The sequence below is a fragment of the Bacillus sp. 220_BSPC genome (genome assembly GCF_001054655.1).
Lineage (GTDB): Bacteria > Bacillota > Bacilli > Bacillales > DSM-1321 > Peribacillus > Peribacillus frigoritolerans.
The window spans coordinates 1-19,289 of record NZ_JVPL01000290.1; the positions used below are offsets into that span (position 1 = coordinate 1).

The 19,289-nt window shown below is 36.9% G+C and carries 20 protein-coding genes and 2 pseudogenes; 3 read left to right on the plus strand and 19 right to left on the minus strand.

Translation table 11 applies throughout. From position 1 onward, the window contains the following. Nucleotides 1–220 (plus strand): hypothetical protein (locus ADA55_RS30795; protein ID WP_048687881.1); only part of this gene is annotated, 220 nt, incomplete at its 5' end. A gap of 44 nt (nt 221–264) precedes the next feature. Here the strand turns inward: ADA55_RS30795 and ADA55_RS23200 are convergent. Beyond that, entirely contained in the window at nt 265–648 is a 384-nt protein-coding gene (locus ADA55_RS23200) for a nuclear transport factor 2 family protein (protein WP_048687882.1), read from the minus strand. A gap of 228 nt (nt 649–876) precedes the next feature. Between ADA55_RS23200 and ADA55_RS30155 the strand changes: the two genes are divergently transcribed. Further along, a complete protein-coding gene (locus ADA55_RS30155) occupies nt 877–1,035 on the plus strand; it encodes a hypothetical protein (protein ID WP_176702876.1) in 159 nt (52 codons plus the stop codon). Between the two features lie 171 nt (nt 1,036–1,206). Here ADA55_RS30155 and ADA55_RS23205 read toward each other — a convergent pair whose 3' ends face one another. The 9 genes from ADA55_RS23205 to ADA55_RS23250 form a co-directional block, all read right to left on the minus strand. Beyond that, nucleotides 1,207–1,488: a hypothetical protein gene (locus tag ADA55_RS23205; RefSeq protein ID WP_048687924.1), complete on the minus strand. Its 282-nt coding sequence runs from the start codon at nt 1,486–1,488 to the stop codon at nt 1,207–1,209. Between the two features lie 10 nt (nt 1,489–1,498). Further along, the gene (locus ADA55_RS23210; protein ID WP_034310941.1) at nt 1,499–1,888 is read right to left on the minus strand and encodes an SHOCT-like domain-containing protein; all 390 of its coding nucleotides are present in this window, start codon (nt 1,886–1,888) and stop codon (nt 1,499–1,501) included. A 13-nt stretch (nt 1,889–1,901) separates the two neighbouring features. Then, the gene (locus ADA55_RS23215) at nt 1,902–2,267 is read right to left on the minus strand and encodes a DUF2089 domain-containing protein (protein ID WP_048687884.1); all 366 of its coding nucleotides are present in this window, start codon (nt 2,265–2,267) and stop codon (nt 1,902–1,904) included. Nucleotides 2,268–2,547: 280 nt separating this feature from the next. Then, nucleotides 2,548–3,198 carry a class I SAM-dependent methyltransferase gene (locus ADA55_RS23220; protein ID WP_048687885.1) on the minus strand — a complete coding sequence of 217 codons (651 nt, stop codon included), beginning with the start codon at nt 3,196–3,198 and terminating at the stop codon, nt 2,548–2,550. Nucleotides 3,199–3,351: 153 nt separating this feature from the next. After that, the gene (locus ADA55_RS23225) at nt 3,352–4,212 is read right to left on the minus strand and encodes a transporter substrate-binding domain-containing protein (RefSeq protein ID WP_048687888.1); all 861 of its coding nucleotides are present in this window, start codon (nt 4,210–4,212) and stop codon (nt 3,352–3,354) included. A gap of 631 nt (nt 4,213–4,843) precedes the next feature. Next, nucleotides 4,844–5,338, minus strand: a complete 495-nt coding sequence (locus tag ADA55_RS23235; RefSeq protein WP_048687891.1) for a GNAT family N-acetyltransferase — start codon at nt 5,336–5,338, stop codon at nt 4,844–4,846. Between the two features lie 133 nt (nt 5,339–5,471). Beyond that, entirely contained in the window at nt 5,472–5,858 is a 387-nt protein-coding gene (locus tag ADA55_RS23240) for a DUF1259 domain-containing protein (RefSeq protein ID WP_048687893.1), read from the minus strand. A gap of 246 nt (nt 5,859–6,104) precedes the next feature. Further along, entirely contained in the window at nt 6,105–7,370 is a 1,266-nt protein-coding gene (locus tag ADA55_RS23245) for a nucleobase:cation symporter-2 family protein (RefSeq protein WP_250697560.1), read from the minus strand. 209 nt (nt 7,371–7,579) lie between these two features. Then, nucleotides 7,580–7,921, minus strand: a complete 342-nt coding sequence (locus ADA55_RS23250) for a Na-translocating system protein MpsC family protein (RefSeq protein WP_048687895.1) — start codon at nt 7,919–7,921, stop codon at nt 7,580–7,582. A 419-nt stretch (nt 7,922–8,340) separates the two neighbouring features. On the opposite strand from ADA55_RS23250, the pseudogene ADA55_RS30800 reads away from it, so the two are divergent. Next, nucleotides 8,341–8,514: pseudogene (locus ADA55_RS30800) on the plus strand (IS4 family transposase); the annotation flags it as partial. Nucleotides 8,515–9,142: 628 nt separating this feature from the next. Here ADA55_RS30800 and ADA55_RS23255 read toward each other — a convergent pair. The 9 genes and pseudogenes from ADA55_RS23255 to ADA55_RS23290 all read right to left on the minus strand — a co-directional run bounded on the left by ADA55_RS23255 (nt 9,143) and on the right by ADA55_RS23290 (nt 19,282). Then, nucleotides 9,143–9,583: a cell wall hydrolase gene (locus ADA55_RS23255; protein ID WP_048687896.1), complete on the minus strand. Its 441-nt coding sequence runs from the start codon at nt 9,581–9,583 to the stop codon at nt 9,143–9,145. A 396-nt stretch (nt 9,584–9,979) separates the two neighbouring features. Continuing rightward, nucleotides 9,980–10,594: an undecaprenyl-diphosphatase gene (locus ADA55_RS23260; RefSeq protein WP_048687898.1), complete on the minus strand. Its 615-nt coding sequence runs from the start codon at nt 10,592–10,594 to the stop codon at nt 9,980–9,982. A 461-nt stretch (nt 10,595–11,055) separates the two neighbouring features. After that, nucleotides 11,056–11,448 (minus strand): hypothetical protein, encoded by a 393-nt coding sequence (locus ADA55_RS23265; RefSeq protein ID WP_142398455.1) that lies wholly within the window; start codon nt 11,446–11,448, stop codon nt 11,056–11,058. A 209-nt stretch (nt 11,449–11,657) separates the two neighbouring features. Then, nucleotides 11,658–12,326, minus strand: coding sequence for a DNA alkylation repair protein (locus ADA55_RS23270; RefSeq protein ID WP_048687902.1), 669 nt, complete (start codon nt 12,324–12,326; stop codon nt 11,658–11,660). 272 nt (nt 12,327–12,598) lie between these two features. Then, entirely contained in the window at nt 12,599–13,243 is a 645-nt protein-coding gene (locus tag ADA55_RS23275) for a YczE/YyaS/YitT family protein (protein ID WP_048687904.1), read from the minus strand. A 950-nt stretch (nt 13,244–14,193) separates the two neighbouring features. Then, nucleotides 14,194–15,159, minus strand: coding sequence for a carbohydrate kinase family protein (locus ADA55_RS23280; RefSeq protein WP_048687905.1), 966 nt, complete (start codon nt 15,157–15,159; stop codon nt 14,194–14,196). 117 nt (nt 15,160–15,276) lie between these two features. Next, nucleotides 15,277–17,211, minus strand: a complete 1,935-nt coding sequence (locus ADA55_RS31530; protein WP_375792922.1) for a glycoside hydrolase family 32 protein — start codon at nt 17,209–17,211, stop codon at nt 15,277–15,279. A 78-nt stretch (nt 17,212–17,289) separates the two neighbouring features. Continuing rightward, nucleotides 17,290–18,315, minus strand: a pseudogene (locus ADA55_RS31535) (glycoside hydrolase family 32 protein); the annotation flags it as partial. A gap of 64 nt (nt 18,316–18,379) precedes the next feature. Next, nucleotides 18,380–19,282 (minus strand): ABC transporter permease, encoded by a 903-nt coding sequence (locus ADA55_RS23290; RefSeq protein ID WP_226990535.1) that lies wholly within the window; start codon nt 19,280–19,282, stop codon nt 18,380–18,382. Between the last annotated feature and the right edge of the window lie 7 nt (nt 19,283–19,289).

A 19,289-nucleotide genomic window follows, 5' to 3' on the forward strand; every position in this document is an offset into this window, starting at 1 on the left:
CGGTCAGGGAGCCTCCTCGGCTTGCGCCTGCGGGGTCTCCCTAGACGCGCCTTTCCCGCAGGAGTCTCGCACCTTTCTCTCCAATCAACTTTGTTATAGCATTTATATAGAAACCATACCTGATGAGTTGAAGTTGTTAGTTTGGGATCTTCATTTGATGAAAGATATATTTTCCGAATCCCTTTTGTTGAGTACTAACAATATTTTCAAAAGTTATTGAAGCTTGTTCACGCGTTTATTTAGCGTAATTAAGGTTAGATGCACTCAACTATAATCTTCAATTAATGATATTTTCCCTTCATTAAGTCCAAATATGGACTTTCCTTTTAATTGAATCTTATCTCCACTGTTTAATCCGTTAGGCAAATCAACAGCCAGTATTGCTTCATATTCAATTTGCACTTCTGCCTTATCTTCTATAGCGTTATAGTCAATAACCGTCTGACGGCGACGAGAGAAAATCTTTGACGACTTTTCCGCCAGTTCTTTAAACTCTTGTATGCCTCTGGTCTCTGTGTTCATATCGCCATTCGTGAAATTCCTAAACATGATCTCTTTATGAAGGAGTTTAACCATACTTTCAATATCAAACGAATTGTAGGCCATAATATAATTTTCAATGATTTTTTTGCTCTTTTCACTAATCATAATATCCCCTCTCATCTATATAATTTTTTTCATTATATATTCTTTGCGATACATATATTCCCTTCGATTCCCACAAAATAATGCAATCAAGTATACACTTGAGTTTCCGAGAGGTGTTACTGGTTTTAGGTCTATATTTCAAAGGCAATTGGCTTCTAAAATCAATTAGTACTCTTGAACCTTTTTATAAACAATAAGAGTGTTAAACATAAATTGAGGAGGAATTGTATGCAGCAGAATCCACCAGCTAAAGGGAACTCGGGTTCCATTATGAAACCGGAATTTGCCGGAACTGATGCACAAAAAGTAAAACAACAAATTCAAAAAGATGTAAGCGAAGGACAAGGTGCAATGACTTCCCGAGAGGCAGGAGCAATGCGCGATTAAAAAAGCGCCCGGCATGTTATTCAACAATCGGGCGCACCAACATATTCTTAACACCGTCCTACATTTAGAACGGGGTTATGCTTGTTTAAGCTTTTAAAATTAAAGAACTTTGTGAGAAATTAGGATTTTCCTTCAAAATGCCAGGCAGTGGTCGGCGTATTCTATAATAAATTATAGTCTAACCTTAACCTCAGTACCGTCCTTAGCTCTGACATCCACTAGCACGATCCCTTTATAATTTTTCAGTTCCTTGACGATAGGCTTTAGCCTATTTTTGTCTATTAACGGAAAGGTAAAGTCCAGTTTTTTTCTTTCGAAGTGCTCTTTTGTCCATTTGTTTACATTTTGCTGAAGAAATTTTGAAGACAAAATGGAAATGACAATATTTAAAATGGCATATGGAACTGGGATGGTAAACCGAACGTCTTTTGCTTTCACTTTTACATGCATCATAAACAAATCACTAATCAATGATGACGGAAACGGTATCCCCGTTTGCCGATTTAATATCAACAATTTGGCCATCTAATTCGTTTTCGATTGCTTCCATGATAAGGCTTATGTCCACATCCTTAACGTATTTTTCCGATTGAGGAATACTCGCTGCGATGCTGTGTCCAGCCATTAATACTACCTTGACCAGTTTTATAGGCAAATTGACCGTGACGTTATCATTTTCGGCTGATACAACACGAATTTTTAATGTTTTATCTAAATATTTAGTCGGTTTCTCCAAAAGCTTATTACCTGTTTCTTCTTTCTCTTTTAATACTTGAATCAGTTCTGATCCCTTATCTGCATCAATCTTTCCTTCTTGAACCATTGTTAACACTCTTGTAATTTCCTCTTTCATGATAAATTCCTCCCTATTCCTCTTTTAAGAGCTTAATGGCTTCTTCTGGTGTGATTTCGCCATTTTCCAACATGGTGACAATTTTTTTCTCGTCTACTTCATTTTTCTTCTTCTGCACATATCCAAGGGATGAAATGATGTCTGTTAGCTTGCCTCGAACCGTGGGATACGAAATTCCCAGTTCCTTTTCAACTTCTTTGATATTCCCTCTGCATGTTAAAAATACTTCCACAAAATGTAGCTGATCCTTTGATAAGGATGCCAGCTTAGATAATTCAAACTCATTTTCGATCGTAGTGTGACAATGAGAGCACTGCAATTTTGTAATTTTCAATGTTTTACTGCAGACAGGACAATCTGTAATTACTTTATAAGCCATAATGGAATGCAATTCCTCCCTTTTAGTTGATTCGATTATATAACAAGGAATTAAAAATATAAATAGTAAAATTAAATTTTTTTAATCAAAAAAATTAATAATATTAATTATCAGTTTAACATTATTGATTATCCATTTTTAATTCATTAATTTTACCATTATGGTTAAATTAAACAAGCGTACCCCCGTTCAAATTTTGAACGGGGGTACGCTTGTTTTCAAATGATGGCCTTTTTTAAGGTATTAAACACAGATGGTGAAATAAAGAATGTTAACCTTTTTAAGACTTTTGTGACATGATTTCTAATGTGCTATGGAAATGAGGTTGACCGTGCGTAATGTCCAAAGAGTAAGACTGAGACAAGCTTATGGTTTTATAATCCGTAAAAAAGCCTTCCAATTCACTTCTTGTAAAATAATGAAGAAACATATTTGAACTTTCCTTGTAAAACGTATGCTCTGCTAACTGTTCATACCTCTCTGGAGCTTTCTTTCTACCTGGTTCTTTATCATCAAAGACATTAATATATACCAACCCATTTTTTTGCAACCCATTTTTCACCTTGTCGATAATATTTTTAATTTCATTATCAGGAAAAAAATTAAGTACATTAGAAAGTATGATTAATGAATATTTATTTGGTTCAATCTCAAAAGAAGTAATATCTTGAATTTTAGCGTCAACATTCAAATTGTGCTCTTTTGAAAGTTCCAAACATCGTTCTACTGCTGTTTCTGAAATATCAATACCCTCAACAACAAATCCTTGTGCAGCGAAAAAAAGGGCGTTTCTTCCTTCTCCAATACCTATGTCTAAAACCTCTCCATTATCCGGAAGCATTCCAACATATTGGGATAAGATACCATTAGGCTTGAAACCCCATAAACTATCAACATTTCTATATTCCTTCTCCCATATATTTTGTTTCATTTTTGTCACCCCCGGTTTGCTTCATCTTTTATCCAAAACTATACTCTTTTTTTAAATTCACTAGCTTTTAATATTATTAAAGCACCTGTTAGCGAAAAAACGCTTCCCTACATGGCAGTATTAAGGATAGTTTTTTGGGAACACCTCTAAATTCTATTCCATCCACTTTTTGTAGAGGGCATCAAATTTCCCTTGGAGCTCCATTTCATCCATCCACATTTCCAAGTAGCTTGCATAAATGAAATCACCTCTTGGGATCATATAACCTTTTTCGCTGTTTGTGAAAGGCTTGTCAGTTTGAGCCGCATACAATCTTGAATCAGCTTTTGCATACAGCATTGCTTCTACTGTGTCAGTGATCATAACATCATACGTACCTTCTGCAACAAGATGAGGGATATCAAGGTTGTTTTCTACAACCGTTACGTTAGCATCGCTAAGATACTGACGGACAAATTCTTCGTTTGTTCCGCCAGGATTTACGCCAATGCGTACAGAAGGCTTGTTGATATCTTCAATGGTAAGATACGTGTCTTTATCTTCCTTGCGAATCAAAGGCACCTTACCGAATGAAAGGTAACCTTGGGATACATAAGCGCTTTTTTGTCTGGCTGTGTTGCGGGTCACACCGCCCACAGCGATATCAAATTTGTCCGCTTGCAGGTCTTTCATCATCGTTGGCCATGTGGTAGCGACAAATTCCACCTCCACACCAAGGTCTTTGCCAAGCTCTTTGGCAGCATCCACGTCAAAGCCTTCATACTCATTTGTTTCCGGGTTCAAATAGGTAAATGGTTTATAGTCCCCCGTCATTCCTACCCGGATGTATCCACGTTTGATAATTTCATCAAGCTGGGAAGACTCCACCTTTTTCAAATGCCCTGGTGCATTTTTAGCTGCCGGTTCAGCCGAGACGTTTTGCGAGGAGATCAGGTCGTGACTGACGTATCCAGTACCTAGCAAGGATAAGCTGATCACTCCAGCCATCAGTGTTTTTTTCCAGTTGTTAAACATGTGATTTCCCTCCGTTTTTTGCTGTATTTTTAATTAATCCATCAATTAGTAAAAATACAACAAAATAAGAGAATCACCTTCAAAAAACAAACATTTTTCCACAATTGATAGAAAAAGGACTACACATATTAGTCATATCTGTGTAGTCCTCATTTAATGGTATCTAGTTATGGCCCATAAAAAATCATAAATAGCATGAGAAATATGTTTAATACTAACAATATCTTACCAAAGATATTTTTTATAGCTAAAACAGAAAATACACAAGAAATCAAGATTGAGAAAATGGCTATTTTTGGTGCAAAGTACACAAGGTCTAAAATGCTTGACATAGAAAAAAACAAAAGAAAAATGCTAATAAATAGAAATATCATTGAAAAAATTAATGCTATCGTGATATAAGTAAAAGTCCTGAGTTTTTTCAGATGTTGTTTCTCATAACTATTATCAACCATTTTTCCCTCCTGATATTAATTTTGTTTAATCCTTAAAATCAACCTTTACCGAATACTATTCTTTAGCTGGTCAATAAATACCTTCTTCCACTAATCTGCCCTGATGGTTGCATAAGAAAAAGCTGCCTTAAAGACAGCTCCGATCTTTAGGAATTGAACTCGTTAGTTGAAAATTTCTAACTAGAAGAGATGTTATATATCATTGTCCAAGATGTTCCTGATGAATCACATTGTTCAAATCCAAGTTTCTTATAAAGTTTTACAGCCTGAGTGTTTTTAGGGTCAACGCTCAAAGATAGTGATGTATAACCATCTCTATAAGCTGTTTCAAATAACTTTTCCATAAGCAGGTTACCTATTCCCTTACCTCTTACTTTATTAATTACTGCTATACCTAGTTCAGGAGTCTTATCATCAACATATCCATAACCTTTTTGATTTTCTGCAAATAGGCGATACCATGCAGCACCAACAGGAAAATTATCCTCAAAAGCAATTATTGCTCTATCACCTTTTCGGCCCCATCCCTCACTATATTTTTTGATATGTGATAAATTTAACAGTTCTTCCTTAGGTGGCTTATTTTCAGGAATATGAATAGCTTCATACATCATATCCGTTAAAAAATCTAAATCATGCTCACTTTGTTCCAAGCTTTTTACATATATCAAAATTAATCACCCCATTTGTTACTAATTCGACATAGAGATTTTATTACCTGTTCTTCAACTAATCTGCCCCGATGGTTGCATAAGAAAAAGCTGCCTTACAGACAGCTCCGTTTTACCATTAGTGGGATATCCATTAGTTCCTTAACGCTTTTCTGACTTTCCTTGCAAAAACTAATGGATCATCAACAGCTTCGATATTAACGTAAACCAAATTCGGATTATCGAATAGCCACTCATTGTGTACAGATGAAACTATTATTCCTTGTTTAAGAATGGAAGCAACAAAATTCTCGACTTCTTTTTGCAAGAGTGCTACCCTGCCTAGGCACAATGCCCGTCCAGTCTGATTATCTCTGGATTCATATGAGAAAGAAGAGGTTACTCTAAAACGTTTTCCTAAAATTTTTACTTTTATTTCATTTCGATTTATGGTTGCCACACATTTGCCACCCGCAAATCCTTCTTGGCCGCCGATAATCCTAGCAAACTTTTGACAAATCAATTCATCATTCGATGCCAATCTATTCATCTCCTCCCTAGTATTAATAGGATATGAACTAATGAATAGATCTGAAACGGATATGCATCTATTTTGAAATATGAATGATGACATTTTTTATAGCTAATTAAAACTCCCCTGCCCTTTGGGCTACCCAAGGAGAGTATTCAAATATGTCCTTTAACTTTTCCATAAACTCAGACAATGAAATTTCATTTAATGCATTCCAAAGTAATCATGTATCATAACCCCTTTATCTTTTTTTCATTAAACATGTGCTTCGTTAGCTTTCTCATGCTGGACGGATGCTGGAGCTAGAACAGTATGGAAGTTAAAAAATAGGTTCATAAAGATAGCAGTTAGGCTTCCGGTAATCACTCCATCGCTAACAATGATTCGCAGGGCTGGAGGCAATTGACTAAATAACTCAGGTACGACGGTTGATCCTAGTCCTAACGAAATTGAGCAAGCAATAATAAGTGCATTATGTTGATTTTTGTAATCTACTGAACCTAGCATTTTAATTCCTGAAGACACGACCATACCAAACAACACAACCGTAGCACCGCCAAGTACGGGGGCAGGAATAATGGTAGCAAGGGCCGCAATTTTAGGAACTAAACCAAGAAATACTAGGATACTACCTGCTGCAACCACAACGTTCGTTGATTTGTTTTGAGATAGTTGAACTAACCCTACATTTTGCGCAAAGGTGTTGTAGGGAAAGGCGTTAAAGATTCCTCCTAAGGTGATAGCCAAGCCTTCTGCTCGATATCCTCGAGTGAGATCATCTTGTGTAACAGGACGATCACAAATTTCCCCTAAGGCAAAAAACACACCTGTTGATTCAACTACAATGACTAATCCTACAATTAACATCGTCAGTGTCGGAGCTATCTCGAAGGATGGGGCACCGAAATAGAACGGTTGAGGAATACGGAACCATGAAGCTTCTAAAACCTCATGGAAATCTACTTTCCCCATCATCGCTGCTAGTGCTGTACCTGCGACAATCCCTAAGAGCACTGAAAGAGAGCGGACATACCCTTTAAAGAAACGATTGATAACAAGAATAATAGCGATGACACCCATGGACAACATCAAGTTATCTATGCTACCGAAGTCCGGATTCCCTGCTCCGCCAGCCATATTTCTAACTCCCGATGGAATTAACGATAGTCCAATGATCACGACGACAGTTCCCGTTACAACAAGTGGAAAGAACTTTACGAGTTTTCCAAGATAGCGAGCAAATAAAAAAATGAAGAGTCCTGCTACTATAATGGATCCGTAAATGGCAGGAATACCATATTGTGATCCGATAGCGATCATCGGCGACAGGGCAACAAACGAAGCACCCAATACAACGGGTAGACCAATTCCAAAATATTTGTTTTTCCACGCTTGCAGTAAGGTAGCGATACCGCAGGTTAATAAGTCAATGGCGACCAAGTAAGCCAATTGCTCCGGAGTAAGGTTTAATGCCCTCCCAACAAGCAATGGAACAAGAATCGCCCCAGCATACATCGCCATGACGTGCTGGAAACCTAACGAGAATACTTTTGAATTCACCTTTATTCCCCCTTAATTTGCTTTATAAAAAAAGCCGCAGAAATAGAAGGGGTCTCCTCCTATATCTACGGCTCCTAAACCACGTATAACGAAATTTAAGCTCCTGAATCCTTGAAACAAGTCCGTGAAGAAAAAATGATAAATCAAAATTTCTCCAATAATAAGGTTGGTTAGATACCAAGCGATTGTTCTAGGTAAATCACCGTACAAGCATGCTCACTTGTAGAATCGTAATCCTTAAATATGGTGTTGACCTTCACTCCAAATCGCTTCTCAATGTTTTCTTTTAATCGAAGTTTATATTCCATGACTAAAGCCCCATCGACGGATAAGGTCAGCTCAGAATACCTTTCACTTAATACTGAGATTAAAGGCGAGCGCTTCGTCTGCGCAAAAATGACAATGCGATTATCCTGGATGTCAATTGTTTGCTTACTAACTCCCGCACTATAAATTTCTTGGTTGATATCATTATATAACTGCGACAGCTGTTTTTTAAAAGAAGAATTCACCCATACTCACCTGCTGCTTCTAGTTCTTGAATTAATCATATAAATATTATTGCCCTTTGTCACTACTAATGTAAGGAAATCTAACATATTATTTTACATTTGCTTACCCGTCCATATCAGCTCCATCCGTCCAAGAATCAACACCTCCCGAAAAAAGTAGTCTTGGTCTTCGATAAGAATGTCATTTACATGACCATAATCTCATCCAACTCCTCTATTACTCAAACCTGATGACCAAATTCATTTAAAGAATTGATAACTTCTTCGCTTTCGCGGCCTTCTATTATAATTTTTGGCTTGCTACTCCCTTGTCAGGCCCCATCCAAACCTGGATTTACTAATCGCCTGTTGGAGGTTCATGCTTTAATCTAGCATTTTCGTAATAATCAGAGTTTAAGTTTGCGGTTGGCCCCTCCTCTTTGTTTTATCAAGGATTACAAAAGGACGCCAAAGAATTATCAAAAATCATTCTACGTCTGTTTCACCTTTTAGAGAAAAACGGACGGAAATGTCATCGTTATAACAATAAAACGGTCTTTGATATCTTAGGTATTGTGTATGATTGTACGTCACAAAAACTTAAAGCTGCCTAATATTTTTTAAAAAACCTATTTGATGTTTTTTTTGTCATGCGCATTTTTAGTGTTACCATAGCAAATTAAAGAGAACACACTTTTATATTATCTCTTGCGCGCTTAGCTTGATGGCGATGGGGTATCGCCAGCAAAACGCGGATTTCCAACGTTAAGGATATTTCAGCATTAAAAATCCCAATCTCTCAGTTATATAATTGAGAAATTGGGATTTAATTATTCAACAATTGCGCCCTTATTCATAACCAAGCCCTAAAATGAAAAATGAGTTCTTGTTCCAGGATAGTGCCCAATTGCTGCCTAAATTTTTTAAAACTAATGTAGCCTGTAAAACAACTTATTATTCCTTTGTCATAAATACACTGTTCGGATTTCAATATTGTATTCCGAAACTCGCATATTGTCTCTTATCAGGTTCAAGCATCCATTGAACCCGTTTCCAGACTCAATCGTCGGTAACCAAGCCTTCTGGCTACAAGTAGGGGCGGACAGTTTAGTTAACGGGATCAAGTCCCACGCACCCGTACAATAATTCACATTCTTACTTTTTCAGATGAAAACTATTACTAAAAGTTTTATTTTGTATAAATATTTTAAATATGTAAAAAAGCTTACTCAAAGAGTAAGCTTAGCCTCTATAAACACTATCACATGTTCCAGGTTTTGGTTCATAAAAACAATGGTCTTTAAATTGACCAGTATGAGGTTGATCATACCATGTTGGAGGGCATGGAGCATATGGATTAAAATACCAAAGAGCATATCTAGCCGGATGCTGTCTCCAGTGCTTCAAATTCTGTTCTGCTAATCTTCTTTCAATACCTCTCGCTCTTTGATAAAATACATTCCCTTTTTGAACAGCTTCAAAAGAATAATTTCCTCCTTGTACTTGATAAATGACTTGTGGAATTGTTCTTAAACCTTTAAAGTCTAAACAATTAGCTACAAGACGATTCACAATTACATTTCCAACATATAACATTCCTAGTTTTCCTTCACCTTCGGCTTCTGCTCTCATCATCCTTGCCATTAAGTCAACGTCTGAACTTGTGTATTTTGCTCTTGTCATTTTTCCACCCCAAAAATATTGTATGAAAAATAGCCTACAGTCATGTCATTATTTATGTAATATAAATGTTTAGTTATAATAACTTACAGCTTTTAAGTAAAATGAAAACTATTGCATTCTTTTTTCCCTTTAATTCAACTAACCTGCCCCTTTTGTGCCATAAAAAAAGGCTGCCTTAGCAACCTTTTGTTATCCTTTTGACCTTTTAGTTGAAAAATCGTTGAATAAAACTTCCTGTTTAATAATTATTTCATTTCAAGAAGTAAATCAGCTTTTGATAATTACATATTTTTTGTCCTGCTTCCGTTCGGTTCTTGAAACAAGACTTAAAACAACAAATGCAAGTGAAGCAATGACCGATTTGGTCTGCTAATTTGTATATTAATTAACCCTTTTTTAATAGTCCTTTGACTGACCTTTCTTTTGTTTGGATAGGGCAGATAGAATGGATTGTTCGCCCACCCCTTGATTTCTCAAAAATTTCTTGGTCAGACTTAACTTAAGAACAATTTTGTAAACGATCATCGCTGAAACGATACTGATGATGGCTCCGACAAGAACATCTGCTGGATAATGGACACCTACCCAAATTCGCGAAATGCCTACAAGAACAGCCAAAATTCCCCATAAAAATCCCCACCCCCTTTTGAACAACCAGAAGGTTATGCAAAATGAAAAAAATATGATCGTATGGTCGCTTGGAAATGAATTATTGACTGCTTTTTCAACTAACTTATTAACGTTGGGCAACTCAGCAAACGGTTGATAATTCGAGTGGAATTTCCCTGCTATTTTCGCCAATATTTCCGAGATAACTAATGCAATAAATGCACAGATTACCATGATTCTATTTTTATTACTACGAGAAAACAAAAACATCAGGACTGCCAATACCAAGAAAAAAATCATGTATTCAGCGATGAATACAAAGAAAGGATTTAATTCCGTGTATTGTTTACCTAGATTATTAATCATTCTAAACGAATTACTATTCATTTCGGACAAAGCCATTGAAAAATTCCTCCTGATTGTATTATCACTTAAACCTTCAGTATGCTACATTATGTAAATAAGATGAACTTCAATTAAACCTATATTTTACATCTTTCAGACAGAAAGTCCATCATCAACGTGGCGGTTTTAATCCTCCATTTATATTAAAATATTTCACTCACACCTTAAACTATCTTGATGGCAATATTTAGAATATGGGCTCATGTTGAGTGCGCGAACAGATGGGTAACTGAATTTGAAAATGAAGTAACCGGATTGGCAAGGGAAATAGGATCAATTTGTGCCTATGTTTATTATGACGGAAGTTGACATCGTCCTTTTGATATATATAACAAGGGATGAACCTTTTGGATTTTTTAAATTACCAGGAGCTATATAGCTCCTTTTTTGTTTTGTAAAAAAAGCCGCCAATTGGCAGCCTTTTATAGAACGAACGCACCCGTTAAGCTTAAGTACATTTATTCACAAAATTCTTTCATTTTGCTATTTAAAGTATCATAATCTTCTTTTTTAAAAGATAAAGTTACTCTAGCCAGTCTTTCCGAATTTGGATAGAGGTACATTTGTTGATTGAATCTTATCCCTAATGGTCCATTTATTCGGTAAATCAGATTTAAAATATTAAAACAATCTAAGTCTACTCCATCTTTTAAATGGTTCTTTATACTAATAACCATTAAGTTATCGATAACTTCAAATTTAGGTTTCTGGGGGGGAATATTGTTAATTTTACAAATTCTCTTTACCACTTGTTTAAAAACATCTGATTCCCCAATATTTTCCGACCAAAAACACGCCTTTTTTTTTAACTTTTCTACCCACGTGTACCATTTTATTGATAATTTTTTCACCACTCAAATTCTGGATTAAACTCTTCCGGATCCATCATTGCTTTTGTGTAGGTGACCGGTTTTCGTTTGGCAAAGTGATAGTTAATTCTGTTCTATCCTTGTTTAACTCTAAAGTTATAAATGAAGTCCAAGCCTATTACAATTTTCATATTGAGGCTTTGAATTCCTTTATTTTTTGCATTAAACCCTAATAAATTTTTCAGAGGTAACTAATTATTATGCCGTTTGTTAACTTCAATTGTAATGAACTCCGGCAAATAGCTGGGAGTACATCCTTTTGCTACTATTTCATCTTTGTAAAGACCCGTTTCCTCACCAAGTTTAATACAACGTGCACGATTCTTTTCATCATAAACGCCTATCCAGCCTGCGGTGAAATTCATCGCCCATTGAACTTCCGGTTCTTCCTGCGTAATATTAGCTTCTAATGCAGATAGCAAGTATGCGGTGTTATCAGGCGGTGTCTGTCCAGTCCATCTCAATCGCCCTTGATAATACCAGAAAGCTCGCCTTTGAAGAGCAGAAGGACTATTTTCCCATGACTCCATCAATGCAATTTTCTTCTTGTCTTTGGTGAGCTGATTAGCCATTAACCAATCCATTAAGTTATTTCGCTCATCAAAAGTGTGAGTCTGCATATCCTTATCAAGCTTATTTAGCACATCTTGTGAAAGAAGTTTTTTGTCCATAATTAAGATTGCTAATAGTCTGGGCAAAAACTCTTCGGTTGACCAAAGTTCCATAGCTAGTTCGTGATCTTTTTTAATGTCCTTCGCGATTTTTCGTAAGTCGCCTAGCTTAGTTTTACTATTGATCTGAGGTAGAATGTTTTCTGCTTTTGAAAAGCGTTTTATTTCTGTACCTTTATTTTCATTCATTTTATACAACTCCTTTATTAGAGCACTGTTTCATAATATGTCCTTGACGGGATATATCAAGAACTTAATTTCGTTATAAGTCTTATTGCAGTGGTGTGCTTCCAAAGTTAATATTTTATTAAAGCCTTCTCCACCTATATTAGAAGAGCAACCATCTTTAATAAAATAATAACATTCACTTCCTTTTAATTGGATACGAAAAGAGCATTCCTTTTTAAAGAAATGCACCCGTTAGCACGAAAAGAGGTGACCAAAGGACATCCTCCTTCCAATTATAACGGAATCTCAAATTGTTCCTTTCGCTTCTTCTCCAAACTAACGATAAAGGAACGCATCAGTTTCATGGAAAACTGAAAGACCGGGCTTTGAATAAAGGTATATGCAAACGTCATAATAAACACTGGACCTCCAAGAATGAACCCGATAATCAAGATGAGGCTCTCGACAACGATTCTTGCCCAACTGACCGATAACCCGGTTTTTTCCGAAACGGAAAGCATGAAACCATCCCTGGGACCTGCCCCAATTCCCGCAGCCACATAAATTCCTCCGCCAATTCCGGTTATGATGATACCCGTCAACAATATGAGTATATTCAACCACCAATGCTCCGTTTCATGAGGAAGAATGTTGAGATGCAAAAAGAAATCCATGATCGGGCCGATTGACAAGGCATTTAGGAAGGTACCTATATTAATATACTTCCTATCCACGACAAAGACGATCAACACAAGTACTAAACCACACATGACACTCCACGTCCCAATTGTGAAACCGAACCACTCGAACAGGGCGACGTTTAAAACCTCCCAAGGATGCAGCCCCAAGGATTGAACATTCACCGCAATTGCATTCCCTAATCCAAAGAAAGTTAATCCAAGAAAAAAAATAAAATACCGTAATAGCCGCAATGCCATCTCTTCACCTCTACACCTTATATATCCATCTACTATAGATGAAGCAGGTTAAATGAACAAGATGATCTATCCAAATCAAAAGTTGTTACCAAATGATTAACAGTGAAGTACATAAAGACGTACCAAAGGAAGGTAGGTTATTGCAGAACTGCCGGAGAAGTTAATATAATATTCCATTCCCTGGATAGGAGGGTTACAAATTGGAAAAACAATTGTTAACCATGGCTCAAGTCGAAAAACGATTAAACACGAAAAAGCTGCCTTAAAGACAGCTCCGATCATACCCGTTAGCCAACCATGAAGCGCAAAAATCAGCGCTTCACCACAGAGAATGAAAATGGTTCAGAACGGTCAATACTGATTCTACGGCTGGGAGAGGAAGGTCGATGAACTATGGTACGTTAGAGCCCATCCGTTAGTCTGACTCCAACGACCACGGTGTACCACCGACTGTCGCGCCCTTTATGGGTAGCACTCATGGGAGATTAATCCTTTTTTGGTTGTCGCGCTAGCCTCTGCTTAATTTGCTATGATTGGAGATTTTGTTTAACTATTTACCAAACTCAATCAGATCACTCATAAGGCTCAGCCTTTTTTTAAAAAGCGTTTTTACTGGGTCTATTTTATTGTGGTTTTTTCTGGATTTTGAGCTTTTTTAATTTTCATGGGAGTTTAAGTACAATATTTCACAAAGTTCACATTAAGTAGGCTCATTTTTCTTAAATCACAAATAGTGCCTTCAATCCAAATGGGCGAGGCACTAATAGTAATTACCTAATTACTGTTCTAAGTAACGATTAAGGCATGATTTTGTTATCCATCTGTTTTTTACTAGTTAATCAAAATAAAATCTAATTCACTTCAGTTCACGGTTCTTCTTATTTATATATATAATATTTATCCGCTAAGGGACGAATATAAACTAAAAATCCGAAACAATACGCTGAAGACTAAACCTTATATATATCTTCTTCGTTTGGTAGAGAAGAAATCGCTCCTACCTTCGTACACACGACGGCACCCACTTTATTTGCAAAAAGAATGATCTCTTTAAGTTTACTAAAATCACTAAGAATTGTGTCATAGGACTCAAGATTTGCAAATTGAAATAAAGCAGCACCGACAAATGCATCACCAGCACCAGTTGAGTCAATTGAGTTTACTTCGACACTGTTTATTACACTCATTCCACTTCCATTTGAAAGAAGAGTGCCTTCCCATCCAAGGGTAACAGCCACTATTTTTGCCCCTAAATGATGGAGCATTGCTATTCCATCATATTTATCCGTTTTTCCCGTGATTAGTTCAAGCTCTACTTCGCTTACTTTTACAAAGTCAGCCATTGATATACCCTTTCTGGCTAAATTAATAAATTCAGCCACTCTATTTTTCCATAAATCATGTCGGAAGTTAGGGTCAAACGATAGAAATATCCCCCTATTTTGTGCAAATTCCATTGCCTTTAAATAAGTTGTTTTAAAAGGGTTTTCCAGAAATGCAGTTGCAGATCCAAAGTGAATGATCTTTGCACCACTTAATCTATCTAGGTATAAGTTATCCTCTGTTAAATTTCGATCCGCTCCTCTATTGAATACAAAATCCCTTTCACCATTTGCTTGTAAAGAAACAAATGCTAAAGTAGTTGGTGCCAAATCATCAGTAACAATCATCGATGTATCAACCCCCACCTCTTTTATCGTTTCTATTAAAAATAATCCAAATAGGTCATTTCCTACTTTTCCAATAAGACTTGCTTCCCCACCAAGCCTTGAAATAGCAGCTGCGACATTCGCTGGTGCACCCCCTGCTTTCTTTAGAAAATGATTACCTTCCATTAAATTAACATCAATATCTGTACAATAAAAATCGATCAAAAGCTCCCCAACGCATATGACTGCGCGGTTTGTTTTATTCATTTACATTACACTCCCCATTCTTGTGATTTAGGTAAATTGAAAGGCTATCGATCATTTTCGACAGCCTTCATAAACTCTTACTATCAACCCATCTTTAATAGGATTGAAATTTAGTCTTTATCTTTTCCATATACTCTTTAAAGGGTATATTTTCAAAGACTTTAATGTAACTTCTCCACCCTTGCTATAAATTTGTAATCCTTTACTTGATGGATCCGGGAAAATTTGATCAGAAATAACCGTTTCACCTTTGTTTCCAAACACTTCTACAGCAGATCGGTCAATGAAAATATGCATTTTCACAGTCCCATTTAATGCATGTAACGGTCCGTCATGCTTACCGACCACATTGTTCCCATAATCAAAGCTTCCTGAATTTGAACGGTCTACGAATAATTGTTTGGTGGCAACATCATAGCCAATAGTCGTATATTCAGTTGCTCCTTTACGAACTTGAAAGCCGAATTCAGTTGCTTTTATATCATCTACATCAAACTCAGCTATCATTTCAAATGTATCTTCTGATAGTTTGGATAGGAGATTACTTTCACCAGATATGACTTTATTTTTATATGAAATTTTTTCACTCTTATCTCGAATGGTTTTTAAAGAAACTGGTGTTTGTTTTAAACGTAAACCTTCATCTGTCTGAGTTAGCTCCATCTTTCTTGGCAATGTCGTTGAACTTCTCCAAGTCGAAGTTGGTGTATGATTTGCATACAGCCAATTACTCATCCAGCCAATCCAATATTTTTCGCCATTCTTACCATCAATTCCGCTCCAATCTACTGCGGCATAATAATCTGCCCCGTAGTCAGTCCATAACACTTGATCGGAAGAATTTTCATTTTTAAACGTTTTCCCGTCAAAGGTACCTACAAAATATTGCATACCTGACCCGCCTGCAGGAGCGCCATCATTAATGCTTACCTGTAGTACCCATTTTGTTTTTGAAGGGTCACCATCAATTGGTAATTCGATTAGAGTAGGACATTCCCAAATCCCTCCGTTACTACCATGAGTAGAAGGTATCCACTCTCCAGAAACAGCAGACCAGTCTGTAAGGATGCCGCTTTCTTTCGAATCGTCTTTCTCAGGCTCTTTGGCAACTTGGTCTACTTCATTTGGCATGGCCCCTTCATTATAAACATTAACATCATCCATGTTTAAATGACCCCAACCACCTGTAGCATGGTCCACAGCTTTAATATATAACACTTCTCCAATGTATTTAGAAGCATCCCAGACGTATTTTTGATATTTTTCTTCTTTAAATTTGGTATTGGCTTGTCGAATTAATTCTTGATCATCAGAGGCTCTCACTAACGAAACATAGCGGTTGTTGATATCATTACCACCGCCCAACAGAAAGTTGATTTCTCCAGAGCCACCTAGTTTAAAATATGAGGAGTGCAGTTCACCTGTTGCGTCATCTCCCTTTTGAAGATCAGTAAACCCCCATAGGTGGTAGTTTCCTTGGTGGCCGAAATCCCCTCCCCAGTAAGATGGTACATTTGTCACATGATCTTTTGTGAAAGCATTACCTTCGATTGTACTCCACCCAGTTAGATCACCTGTCTCAAAATCATGATTAGTAACTTCCTTCTCATTTGTCATGATGTTCTTACCAACTTGAACATCTTGGAATAACGTGGATGAATTCCAAACATTCAAGCCAAAATGCCCTGACGAAAAAGTTGAATCATTTACATCATGAATGAGATTACCATCTAAAAAAATTTTAATATTTTTTCCATGAGTGCTTGCTTTTAAATGGTACCTTTTATCTGTATCTAGATTTATTGTTTTTTCAGCTAGAATGGATATGTCTCCATTTTCAATTTTCATGATTTTTACTGTATCGTTTAAAGCATCGACATTCGCCATATAACCATTTGTTGCATGAGGATCTGCACGAAAAACGAGCGAGCCAGCTCCGTTGCCACCTTTTCCCCCAGATATCTCAATGTTTGCTTCATAAAAAAAGTTATCCCCTGTTTGACCACTCATTACAAAAGCATCCTCCGTAGAGGCTCCACTTTTTCCGTCCATCGTGTTCTCCCAGCTTCCGTTTACATCTGTCCATTTTGATAAATTGGTTTCAAAGTTAGATGTATTCTTGAACTCCACATTTCGAAAGGCAGCCGTTGAATTCCACGCTGACAATCCATAGTATCCATAATCGAATTCTATATCTGTTTTTTTTATAACGGATTGATCGTTTACAGAGACTTGAATTTGATCCCCATCTGTTTCCACCTTCACATGGTAGGTAGTTGAAGTTTCGAGGGTAAAAGGTTTTCTCGCAATTTCCTCGTTTGTTCCATCTACATTCTTACTTAATGTTATGACATCGTTTTTGGCATCTAAGCTCGCAACATAGCCGTTCTTTGCACTCCTGTCTGACCGAAAAACTAAACCGCCTGCCCCTTCTCTCCCATTCTTCTCATTAAGGGTAATATCTCCCTCATAGCTAAATGATTCACCTGTCTGGGATGACATGGTATAAGAAGTTCTGTCTAAGCTATTTGCTTGTATTCCACCATCTTCGCCGAATTCACTTGCATACTCCCACTCTTTTAAATTAGGTGAGGTATAAAACATGATCTTATCCTTAGCCGCTAACGACATAACCCATTGGTTTGATTCTTCATGCCAAAATACTTTAGGATCGCGCCAATCTTGTATAGGAGGGTCTGGCATTACGGGATTCCCTTTGTACTTTTCCCAAGTTCTTCCTTTATCTGGGCTATACGCTATACTTTGGACTTGCTTATCCCCTGCATGCGTAAAGATGGCAACCATTGCTTCTTTTCCAAAGCCAGCTGTATTGTTCCAATCAATAACAGCACTCCCCGAGAAAATCTGACCGTTTTCATCCGGCGATAAAGCAATCGGCAAATGCTCCCAATTAACAAGATCTTTACTGACAGCATGCCCCCAATGCATCGGTCCCCATGTCGTTCCATACGGATGATATTGATAAAACAAATGATATTCACCTTTATAAAAAACCATACCATTCGGGTCATTCATCCAGTTAGCTTCAGGAGAAAAATGAAATTGATTACGGTATGGTTCATTATAATACCCAGGATCTTCTGCATTTGCACGATTAAATGGTAAACAAGTGACAGTTGAACATATTAGTAGAATACTAATGATCCTCTTCACTTTTATTTCACATCCCTTTTTTAAAATCTAAAATGACATATGATCGTTATGCTGGACTATTTCCGCGCAATCGATCTAATAAAACGGCTGCTACAATAACTCCACCTTTTACAACTAACTGCCAATAATAGTTGACATCCATTAGAGTTAACCCATTACTGATTACCCCCATAATTAAAACCCCAATAATTGTTCCTATTATTTTCCCTTTTCCACCTGTTAAACTTGTTCCTCCTAGAATAACAGCAGCAATTGCGTCTAACTCATACATTTGACCAGCAGTTGGCTGTCCAGAAAACAACCTTCCCGCTAAAACGACTCCTCCTAAACCAGCTAGAAAACCACTAATCGAATACACATTGATTAAAGACTTTTCAACCTTAATTCCAGTTAACCGAGCTGCCTCTTCATTGCCACCAATCGCATAAATATGACGACCGAACATCGTATATTTAAGAACAAAAAACATCACAACGTATACTAAAGACATGATATAAATAGGAGTGGGGATTCCGAAAATACTTCCACCACCGATGAATTTAAATGTTTCGTTTTGTAAAACAATTGGATAACCGCCACTAATGACATAAGCGAGTCCACGAACATATGTGAAGCTGCCTAGTGTAACAATAAATGCTGGTAACTTTGCTTTGGCTGTAAGAAACCCATTAATCAGTCCTACTGCATACCCTACTAGTACGCCTGATAACATCGCAATTATAGGATTAACTCCTGCAGAAGAGACCATGACTGAGATAACGCCAGATAGAGCAACTGTTGCACCAACTGATAAATCAATACCACCAGTTAAAATAACGATTGTCATCCCAGCAGCTAAAATAGCAATAATGGAAACTTGTTTTAATACATTCAATAAATTGGCTGTATCTAAAAAATTTGGTGCTGTAAATGAAAGTACTACACACAATAATAATAAAATCATGATCATGCCAAGC